This is a genomic window from Bradyrhizobium sp. BR13661 (assembly GCF_029892425.1).
Lineage (GTDB): Bacteria > Pseudomonadota > Alphaproteobacteria > Rhizobiales > Xanthobacteraceae > Bradyrhizobium.
In genome coordinates, this window is sequence record NZ_JARXWB010000066.1 from 1 (window position 1) to 9788 (window position 9788).

General features: G+C 55.2%; 11 protein-coding genes and 2 pseudogenes. 4 read left to right on the forward strand and 9 right to left on the reverse strand.

The window, feature by feature from the left end:
* The 8 genes from M2427_RS41675 to rfbF form a co-directional block, all read right to left on the reverse strand.
* A partial coding sequence (locus M2427_RS41675) for a class I SAM-dependent methyltransferase (protein ID WP_280712523.1) occupies nucleotides 1-828 on the reverse strand: 828 nt, incomplete at its 3' end.
* The gene (locus tag M2427_RS41680) at nucleotides 828-2159 is read right to left on the reverse strand and encodes a Wzt carbohydrate-binding domain-containing protein (RefSeq protein ID WP_280712524.1); all 1332 of its coding nucleotides are present in this window, start codon (nucleotides 2157-2159) and stop codon (nucleotides 828-830) included. The genes M2427_RS41680 and M2427_RS41675, both read right to left, overlap by 1 nt.
* Complete coding sequence (locus M2427_RS41685; RefSeq protein ID WP_280712525.1) at nucleotides 2152-2901, reverse strand: ABC transporter permease; 750 nt, start codon at nucleotides 2899-2901, stop codon at nucleotides 2152-2154. Before M2427_RS41685 ends, M2427_RS41680 begins: the two co-directional genes overlap by 8 nt.
* A gap of 16 nt (nucleotides 2902-2917) precedes the next feature.
* Nucleotides 2918-3784 (reverse strand): NAD-dependent epimerase/dehydratase family protein, encoded by an 867-nt coding sequence (locus M2427_RS41690; protein WP_280712526.1) that lies wholly within the window; start codon nucleotides 3782-3784, stop codon nucleotides 2918-2920.
* A 1-nt stretch (nucleotide 3785) separates the two neighbouring features.
* Nucleotides 3786-5012 carry a class I SAM-dependent methyltransferase gene (locus tag M2427_RS41695; RefSeq protein ID WP_280712527.1) on the reverse strand — a complete coding sequence of 409 codons (1227 nt, stop codon included), beginning with the start codon at nucleotides 5010-5012 and terminating at the stop codon, nucleotides 3786-3788.
* Entirely contained in the window at nucleotides 5009-5578 is a 570-nt protein-coding gene (locus M2427_RS41700) for a dTDP-4-dehydrorhamnose 3,5-epimerase family protein (RefSeq protein ID WP_280712528.1), read from the reverse strand. Before M2427_RS41700 ends, M2427_RS41695 begins: the two co-directional genes overlap by 4 nt.
* Nucleotides 5568-6620, reverse strand: a complete 1053-nt coding sequence (gene rfbG / locus M2427_RS41705; protein WP_280712529.1) for a CDP-glucose 4,6-dehydratase — start codon at nucleotides 6618-6620, stop codon at nucleotides 5568-5570. Before rfbG ends, M2427_RS41700 begins: the two co-directional genes overlap by 11 nt.
* Entirely contained in the window at nucleotides 6613-7392 is a 780-nt protein-coding gene (rfbF, locus tag M2427_RS41710) for a glucose-1-phosphate cytidylyltransferase (RefSeq protein ID WP_280712530.1), read from the reverse strand. Before rfbF ends, rfbG begins: the two co-directional genes overlap by 8 nt.
* A 160-nt stretch (nucleotides 7393-7552) precedes the next feature.
* On the opposite strand from rfbF, the pseudogene M2427_RS41715 reads away from it, so the two are divergent.
* Nucleotides 7553-7753, forward strand: a pseudogene (locus tag M2427_RS41715) (transposase); the annotation flags it as partial.
* Here the strand turns inward: M2427_RS41715 and M2427_RS41720 are convergent.
* A pseudogene (locus M2427_RS41720) lies at nucleotides 7751-8355 on the reverse strand (IS630 family transposase); the annotation flags it as partial. The pseudogenes M2427_RS41715 and M2427_RS41720 sit on opposite strands and share 3 nt — an antisense overlap.
* A gap of 46 nt (nucleotides 8356-8401) precedes the next feature.
* Here M2427_RS41720 and M2427_RS41725 point away from each other — a divergent pair.
* The 3 genes from M2427_RS41725 to tnpB all read left to right on the forward strand — a co-directional run bounded on the left by M2427_RS41725 (nucleotide 8402) and on the right by tnpB (nucleotide 9714).
* Entirely contained in the window at nucleotides 8402-8692 is a 291-nt protein-coding gene (locus M2427_RS41725) for a helix-turn-helix domain-containing protein (RefSeq protein WP_280712533.1), read from the forward strand.
* Nucleotides 8693-9022: 330 nt separating this feature from the next.
* Nucleotides 9023-9421, forward strand: coding sequence for a transposase (locus tag M2427_RS41730; protein WP_280712531.1), 399 nt, complete (start codon nucleotides 9023-9025; stop codon nucleotides 9419-9421).
* Nucleotides 9418-9714, forward strand: a complete 297-nt coding sequence (gene tnpB, locus M2427_RS41735) for an IS66 family insertion sequence element accessory protein TnpB (RefSeq protein ID WP_280712532.1) — start codon at nucleotides 9418-9420, stop codon at nucleotides 9712-9714. The genes M2427_RS41730 and tnpB overlap by 4 nt, the downstream gene beginning before the upstream one ends.
* Nucleotides 9715-9788: the final 74 nt, after the last annotated feature.

A 9788-nucleotide genomic window follows, 5' to 3' on the forward strand; every position in this document is an offset into this window, starting at 1 on the left:
CCGGTAGCGCCGGTAACTCTCGATGAAGGCGTTCCGCCCCTTCTCCTCCTGCGCATCGGTGACGCGGTTCAGATAAACAACCGCGATATCGGGCCCTAATGGCGTGGCCGAGTCCTTCAGAGCTGTAAGATCAAAACTGCCTAGCTCATGCAGCGGGACGACCGGCCAATCATCGCCCTTCAAAACCCGCTTACCCAATCCGCCATCGCCCTTGATAATGAGAATGCAAGAATTAGCAAAAGCAATTTCTTTGATCGAAGAGACGGTCGCTTCACCATATCGCTCGCCGCAAAACCGATGCATAAGCTCGAAAGCCGCATTGCGCCGCCGAAGGGCTGGATTCACTGCAACCAGCGTTGGCAAGGCAACCAGCGATGCGAAGAATTCGTAAACAGACATACCAAAGTAGTTGTTCTTGCTAAACTGATCAGAAAAATCAGTGTGGCAATCTTCGATGAGAAATGCGCCACCGTCACGAAGCAAGGGAAAATATAACAAAAAATTTTTGATGATGTCGTGTTGCGTGTGTGATGCGTCATCGACGATCATGTCGAAGGGTTCATTTAGCGATGCAATTTGCTGATATACCCCGTCACTCGTCGAATCTCCAATAATGACGTCCGTAAACCGTGTGCATTTCGCATATTCGGCGACCTTTGGATTGATGTCGCAAGCTACACAGCGTGAAAATTTTCTCTCAGTATCGAAGGCTTCAAGCCATCCCAAATTCTGTACGCCTATTTCTAGATAAGTCGAACCCGGTCGAATGCGAGAGATGACCCGCTCATAGAATGGGAAATACGCCTCCCACTTGTCAAAACCACGCATCATCCCTCTACGTGCAACGCGATCGTGCTGTCGGCCAACCCCAGCACTCCGTAGCGAAACCGAGCCGAAGATATTCGCATCACCAACACGTCGTGCCGCCAAACGAGCTGCTGATGCTGATGGAAATCGCCGTCGGCGACCGCGACCGAAACCGTATAGTCTCCACTCGGGAGAATCGGAAGTTGGAATTGAAATTCAACACGATAGCGCTGCCCCCGCTTAAATTTGAAGGGCTCCTTTTCAGACACATGCAAAGTGTTTTCGCCAAAGATTTCGACTCCCCGGCTGTTTTTCATCAAAAAACCGACGATAGGGTGCGCGATATCGTCCTTCGCTACGAGCCTGACAGACAATACCAGGTGCTCCCCGTCTGAGAGCAGCTTGCGACGTTCGCTACCTCGGGACGCGAAGGTTACGTCGAGAATATCTACACGGTGACCGCCGAATCCTCGACTGAAATCGGGATCGGAGCTTATCTTGGCATCAGACACTGGCTTGAGCAGCTCCGCTCGGGCGACGAGTTCTGCGGTGCCTTTCGAAGCACTGGTCCCAAGCATATCCGGGTAGTCCTCGGACAGCGTGAACGCAAGGTATTCCTCGCAGACCCGCTTCGGTGCTCCCTGCAGGCGAATAATGCCACCGTGCAGCCAGATTACCTCGTCGCAAAGGTCTTGCAGAGCATTGAGATCATGGCTGACGAACAAGATCGTTCCACGAGCTTTGAAGGCCTTGATGAAACGCATGCATTTCTGCGCGAAAACCGCATCGCCAACTGCGAGCGCCTCGTCGACGAGAAGGATATCAGCATCCAGATGCGCGATAATCGCAAACGCGAGCCGGACAACCATGCCGCTCGAATAGGATTTCACGGGATCGCCAATCTTCTCGCCGAGTCCGGAGAACTCGACGATTGCTTTGATTTTATCGGGGAATGCCGTGGATGGAATTCCATGGATCGTCAAGTAACTGTTGATATTGTTTAATCCATTGTCCTCGGAATTGAAGCCCGCTCCCAACTCGATGATCGATGCCACACGACCGTGAACGGCGATCTGGCCACTGCTTGGGTTGATCAGCGAGGCAATCATCTTGAGCAGGGTCGACTTGCCGCACCCATTTTGACCAATAATGCCAAGCGATTGACCTCTGCGAACCGTCAGGTCGATACCATTGAGAACATAGGCGCTCTCGAAGAAGCGCCCAGCGTGCCTGCCGCGCAGAAGAAAGCTGGCAAAGTCCAGCACTCGCGCCGAATTGCTGTGGTAGCGACGATAGAACTTTGTCAGATTTCTGGCTTCGATGGCGACGTCGCCGAAAGCGCGGTCAGTCATTGGCGAACCTAGACGTTACACCTTGCAGCCAAAACCCCAAAGCGATCGCGATTGCGGCCATCCCTAAGCAATCGCCGATTAAGGAGAACGAAAACGTTAGGCTTGGCTCAAATGCTCCTTGCCGAATTGCGTTAATGTAGTGCGTAAGCGGGTTGACGGCGACTACTCCCTGAATGCCTATGGGCAGATTGGTTACCGGGTAGAGGATAGGCGAGACAAACAGTAGACCCATGCCGAGCATGCTTATTATCTGTTGCCAGTCTTTGGCCAAAGATCCGATTACCGCCGAGAGCAGCATCAAACCCACGCAAAAGATTGCAAAGAGACCGAGACAGGCGAGCACCATTAACAGGCCGGATAAGGAAATACCGAAATACCAAATGGCCACGGGATACCATACCGCAAGTGCCATCCAAAATTGGATTAAGCTGCCCAGGGCGCTGCCTAGTACCAGATCGAGGAAGCCAATGTTCAGCTTGCTCGTAATACCAGCGTAGGCGTCAAATGCGTTAGCACCCTTCACCAGCACCTCGATCAACAGCTGGTGCATCATCAGGCCCGGGAATAGCACCATCGCATAGTCGGTATAGGCGTCTGCGCTCATGAACTTCCAGCGCGCCTGGAAGATTGTTGAGAAGACAAGTGAATATAACAGCAGGCTAATCAGCGGCGTCATAACCAGCCAAAGTCGGCCGATAACGGCGCCGCGGAAACGCTGGCGAAGATCGTTTCGTGCCAACATAAGTATACTTCTGGGACTAAGCATCTTGGTGCTTTCCAAGCGCTTGACGCGTCTTCGTATCGTTGCCCCAGAAAGCCAACGGCTCGTACTCTGGAATTGGAAATCTCCCGAGGTTCAAGTTGACATCGTAACCGCGTTCGGCAGCCCAAGACTCGATCAATTGGCGTACCGATACCGGCCGGCCCGAGCAAACATTGTACACCCCGTCCGCAGCCTCACATTCATGCAGCATGACGACCTTGGTTACAATCTCGCTTACAGGCGAGAAGTCGCGAAGCTGATGCCCAAGCGACATATCAAACGTTTTGTCACCGCGCGCGTGGGCCGCGCAGAGCAAAGAATACAGCGACGTCGGTGCCTGCCCCTCACCGTACATGTAGAAAAGGCGAAGCCACTTGTGGTGGAACGACAGTTCGGTCCTCAGAAATTCAATATAGCGAAGCAACGCAAGTTTTGCGAAACCGTAAGGCGTGTCCGGTGCGCAGGTCATTTCCTCTCTGAGTGCGCCAGAAATTGCCCCATACTCCAAACAAGTGCCCGTGTGAGTCAAATTCTCGATGCCACATTCTATGGCCGTCCGCACAAATTTGATCTGATTGACGAGTTCAACATCGACGTGATGACACGACATGTAATTGGGCAATCCGCCCCACGCGAGATGAATCATTTCGTGGGCTGCCGTTTCCATCATCGCGGTCTTGACCGCTTGTTGGTCGTAGATGTCGACAATATGATGATGAACGCCGTCGTGAACGAATGGTGGACCACGGCGCGATGGAGCTCGGTCCCAAGTGTGGACCTCCCAACCGCGCTGAGCCAAGGCTCTCGATACGGCGGATCCGAGAAAGCCAAGTCCTCCGGTTACGATGATGCGCTTTGCCATGTCACCAGATACAGAGTTCGGGAACTGCCCTTACCAGCTTGGCATTCCATTGCCGGACATATTTCAGTTGCTTCTCGATCTCATCCGCGATGTTCCAAGGTAGAATGACGATATAGTCTGGCTTTTCGGCACGAATTCTGTCTTCGGAAACAATCGCAATCTTGCTGCCTGGCATGTAGCGATTGATCTTGCCAGGGCTTCGATCTACCACGAACGAAATCAGGTCCTCACGCACGCCAGCGAAATTCAGCAGCGTATTGCCCTTGGCGGCTGCGCCGTAGGCGATAACCTTCTTTCCCTGTCGCCTTTGCTCGATTAGGAATGTCAGCAGATCGTATTTGATTTTGTATATTCGATCTTGAAAATCCCGATAGATTTTCATGTCGTTCAACTGGGCATTGCTTTCGGACGTCTGGACTGCCGCCACGTTCGGCGAAATCGGGCGCTTGCCAGTAGCTTTCTTCTGGATGTAGAGGCGCAGGCTCCCGCCATGAGTTGTCAACTGGTCGACGTCGAAAATTTCAAGGCCCGCATGTTTTGCAAGGTTGTTGGCTGCCAACAAGCTCAAATAGGAATAATGCTCGTGATAGATCGTGTCGAATTGCTTGAACTCGATCAGCTTCAGCAGATGTGGAAACTCGAACGTCGCAACACCGTCGTCCTTTAGAAGGCGGCCGACACCGGACAGAAAATCATTGATATCGGGGACATGAGCCAGAACATTATTGCCGATAATCAGATCCGCACTTTTTCCTTGCTCCCGCAACTCGTTCGCAAGGGCGAGGCCAAAGAACTCGGTCACCACTTCGATACCCTTGGCACGCGCCGCTTCGGCAGTGCTGAGGGTCGGCTCAATGCCGAGGCAAGGGATGTGTCTCGCCCGAACAAATTGTAAGAGGTATCCATCGTTCGAGGCAATTTCCACAACCAAGCTTGTCGAGGTCAAAGCGAGGCGCTCGGAAATCATGGCCACATAGTCCTCGCAATGCCTCAACCATGAGGAACTGGTCGCACTGAAATATGGGTAGTCCGATGAGAACAACTCGCTTGACGCATGGAAGTCCTGTGTCTGCACCAAAAAACATTCCCCGCAAACGAAAGTTCGCAATGGCACCCATTGCTCGGCCGCGTCGCGAGTATCAGTCGTCAAATAAGCATTTGACGGCGGAGAGGACGCCAGGTCGCAAAAGGTTTGCGTGACTTTGGCGCCGCAGTGACGACACTTCATAATTCGATTCCCTCGAAGTCATCCGAAACGGACGGATGCGCGCGGTCACGCTCGGACATCTGCGATATCTGTAATGGCCAATGAATTTTCAACGCCGGATCGAGAGCGTTAAGGCCGCGTTCCAAATCTCGATCGTAATAATTATCGTGCATGTAAATCAGCTCTGTCTCCGGTTTCAATGTCTGAAACCCGTGCGCAAATCCGCGAGGCACAAAGAGCGAGACGTCGCGATCTGCCGACAGGACGGTTGTGAACGATTGCAGAAAAGTCTCGGAGCCCTTGCGGATATCAACGATGACATCCACTATTTCACCAGAGATGCACGAGATAAGCTTGGCCTCAGCGCCCGGGGACATTTGGAAATGCATTCCGCGCACGACCCCAATCGCACGAGTTAACGTGCGGTTGATTTGGGCGATATTCTGAAAGCCAACTCGCCGGGCGACTTCACGGCCGCAATACATTCGTTCCAGAAATCCACGATCATCCCCGAGTTTGCGCCGGTGAACCTCAAAAGCGCCACGGAGGGGCGTCTCAGTAAATGCAAATCTCTCACTATCGCGCATTGAATTCTTCAATTTGCGCGGCGGTGACCTTCAAGGCGCGCCCGTTGGAGTAGCCAACATACCAGTCCAAACAATAAGAAAGGGCAGTTTCGATTGGCAGTCTGCTCTCCCAATCAAGGCCCTCCCGGGCTTTGCTGCTGTCGAGCTTTAGCAAACGGGCCTCCTTGTCATTGGACGCCGGCTCTACGAAAACGTCGATCTTGCGTTCGGCGTTGGCTCGAAGGTAACTGATAATCCATTCGACGGGCTTACAGTCTTGTGCTCGAGGTCCGAAGTTCCAATCGCCAGAGTACTTGGCTGGATCGCCATACAGCCGCTCGGCGAGCTTAAGGTATCCTGAAACCGGCTCAAGGACGTGCTGCCAAGGGCGGATTGAGCGTGGGTTTCGAATCGTAATTGGCGCACCGACCTCAAGCGCACGGAAGAAATCCGGAACCAACCGGTCGCGAGCCCAGTCGCCACCGCCAATGACATTTCCGCCACGCACATTGGCCATGCCGACACCGAGGTCTTGAAAATATGAGCGATAGAACGAACGCGCGCAAATATCGGCGCAGGACTTGCTGCTCGAATATGGATCCTTTCCGCCCAGTTCATCACCTTCACGATAAGGCCAAACCCATTCCAAGTTGCGGTACACCTTGTCCGTCGTGACATTGACGATCGACTTGAGGGACGGCGCAGCCCTGGCCGCTTCCAAAACGTTGGCAGTTCCCACAACGTTGACGGCAAATGTTTCTGCTGGATTGGTCATCCCATAGAGGACGATCGGTTGGGCCGCCATGTGAATCAGGATATCGGGTCGTGCTTCTGATACGCTCGCACGCATGGCCACGAGATCTCGAACGTCTTCGAAATACTCCTTCTCATAAAGCGACGATACGCCACACGCGGTGTAAAAATCCGGGTTCGAAACGCGGCCATTGGAGATACCAAACAGCCTTGCGCCAACCCGATGCAACCACACCGACATCCAGCCGCCCTTGAAGCCGGTGTGTCCAGTGATCAAGACCCGCTTGCCGTCCCAGAATGATTTATCCACCGCTCCACACTTTCCACGGTGCCTTGTTGTCCTTCCACAACGTTTCGAGCTTTTGCTTCTCGCGTAACGTATCCATCGGCTGCCAGAATCCGGTATGCCGAAAAGCCATCAGCTGATTTTGCGCAACGAGCGCCTGCATAGGCTCCCCTTCCCAAGTCGTTTCGTCGCCCGCGACCAAGTCGAGACATGTCGGCGACAAGACGAAGAAGCCGCCGTTTATGAGTTCCGAGTCGCCTTCCGTTTTTTCACCAAAAGTAGTGACCCGGTCAGAGTCCACCTTCAGTATGCCGAACCGGCCCGGCGGGGGCACTGCTGTAACGGTTGCAAGATTGCCATGAGCGCGATGGAATGCGATCAAGTTCGTGATATCCAGATCCGCCACACCGTCGCCATAGGTCATGCAGAAAGCATCGTCGTCGCCTAGCAGGCCACGAATACGCTTGAGCCTGCCACCCGTCATGGTGTTCTCGCCAGTATCGACCAATGTCACTCGCCAATCCTCGCCTCGGCCTGTCAACACCTCGACGGAGTTCGTTCTGCCATTGGTGGTAATGTCCGACATATGCAATGCATAATTAGCAAAATATTCTTTGATCACGTAACCACGATAACCGCAGCAGATAATGAACTCCTGCACGCCATGGTGGTAGTACATCTTCATGATGTGCCAGAGGATCGGCCGATTACCAATCTCGACCATTGGCTTCGGTCTGAGGTGGGATTCCTCAGACAGACGCGTTCCAAATCCACCTGCTAAAATAACTGCTTTCATAGTCCGGCCCTTAGCCGTTGATAATCAGGCCCTTAGCCGATCGTGTGCTTTTGTGCAATATGCGATAGCGCCCTAGCTGTGATGCCCCAGCAGGTTGCTCCTGATCAGACCGCGAAAGCTCCCAGGTAGTTAACTTTTGACCCCCGTTGTCAGCCCCTGCGCAACCGTCGTCCAGGTTCAGCTATCCAAATATGCCGATCATCTGCCGCTCTACCGGCAGGCCCAAATCTATGCCCGCCAGGGCATCGCTCTCGATCGATCGACACTGGCGGACTGGGTTGGGCATGCTGCCTTCCATCTGCGCCCGCTACATGAGCGCCTTCTCACGGTGCTTCGCACGAGGTCTAAGCTGTTCGCCGACCGGTTGACGGACCTCGCCGATGAGCTGGACCGGGCTCTCGTCGAAGCAGACCACCGGCTGCCGCGGATCGGCCGCTTCGGCGTACAGATCGAGCACCTCCTCCATGTGCGCGACATACTCCGCGTCGACCTTTGGGATGCACCACATGCTTTTGCGCCACGGCTTGATATGGTTCTCGGCCAGGCGCCGCCGCACCGTCTCTCGCGACAGGTTCTCGTTAGAGGTCAATTTGACCATCTCGTCGGCCAGCAGCTCCAGCGTCCAGCGCGCGCGACCGGTCGGAGGGCTCGCGCAGGCGGCGGCCACCAGCAGCGCCTCCTCCTGCTCGGTGAGCTTGCGTTCCGCTCCGCGACGGGGCTCTTCGCTCAAGGCTGCGGTCAAATTTCCTTCGACGAAGCGCCGCCGGGTCCGATGCACCGTCGAGCCGCCGACACCCACACTCGCGGCGATGTCGTCGTCGCTCATCCCGGCATCCGTTGCCACAAGGATCTGCGCTCGCTTGAGCTTGCGCACCGACTGCGTGCCGCCCTGCAGCAGCAATCCGAGTTCCGCCCGCTCATCTGCTCATCTCGGGTCAGCTTGACGTGATATCGTACATTCATCGCAGCCTCCGTCGTGGAGGCCGAGGTGAATCGACTGATGAATCAAATGTCTGGCAAAGCCGCGCCCCGCTTCACCGCCAAGCAGGGGCAATATCTGGCGTTCATCGACGCCTATCTCCGCGTCAACCGGCAGCCGCCAGCCGAACGCGACATTCAACGGTTTTTCGGCGTCACGCCGCCCACCGTGCACCAGATGATCCTCACCCTCGAGCGCAACGGCCTCATCCGCAGAACGTCAGGCGCTTCACGCAGCATCGAGGTCCTCGTCTCGCCAGAAGACCTCCCCGTCCTGCAAGCCACAGTTCAATCCGTCAAAACCTCTGTGCAGAGGTACTAGTGCGCATCAGCGTCCGCCGCATCTGGATCGCCATGGCCTCGGCTTGTCCGGCCGCCGAACCATGGGCCATCGACGTGCACCGCCTGACCGAAGCCCCCAGAGCCCGCGCCTCCCCGGCCTGACCGGGAAAGTTGCGACTCGCCCAAACCGCTGCATCACCAACTGCCCCAACCGGAGAGACCCACAACCAAATCCGGCCAGCCGCGCCTTCCGGCAGAGCAACCCTTTATGGCCATGCTGGCACACCAAAGTAAGCGCGTAGGAGACCCCACGTAGCGCGGCACGCTCGAATAGCAGAGAATCTCCTGGTGACTTGTGCAGGAGGCTGCTGTGAACAAACCTATGTCTGATAGCAAAAGCTTCGAAGTTCTCACGGCGAGCCCAGTTCGACTGTCGAGCAGTCCGGGGCGCAGCTATCGGTCGTGGTCTGATGAGGAAAAGGCCCGGATTGTCGGAGAGACGTTGGTTGCCGGAGCAAATGTGTCGGCGATTGCGCGGTCAAATGGGCTGGATCCGTCACAACTTTTTACATGGCGTCGCAAGGCGATTGCCTCGGGTATGGTCGCGCCATTGGAGAGATTGCCGAGCCGGTCGGTCAGGTTCACGCGCTTTGAAGCGATGGGGAGCGACACGGTAGAAATCGTTATTGGCGATGTGGTGGTGCGTGCCGGCGGGGACGTCGAAGCTGATCGGCTTGCCGACGTGATCCGGGCGGTTCGCAAGGCATGATCCCGGCCGGGGTGCAGGTTTATGTGGCGAGCATGCCGGTCGACTTCCGCAAGGGAGCAACGGGCTTGATGGCGCTGGTTCGGGATGGTGGCGCTGATCCGTTCAATGGCGCGCTCTACGTGTTCCGTTCGAAAAGAGCAGACCGGATCAAGGCGGTTTGGTTTGATGGCACAGGGGTATGTCTGTTTGCCAAGACGCTCGAGGACGCGCAATTTTGCTGGCCCCGGATTGGGCCGGCCACGTTGCAATTGAACCATTCGCAGTTGCTTGCGCTGCTCGATCACCCATGTTGATGCCCCTCTTTATTAGGCTGACAGATTCTTAGATCAAGTTGCGCAATGACGTGGTTTCGAAGGTCTCGGACAGC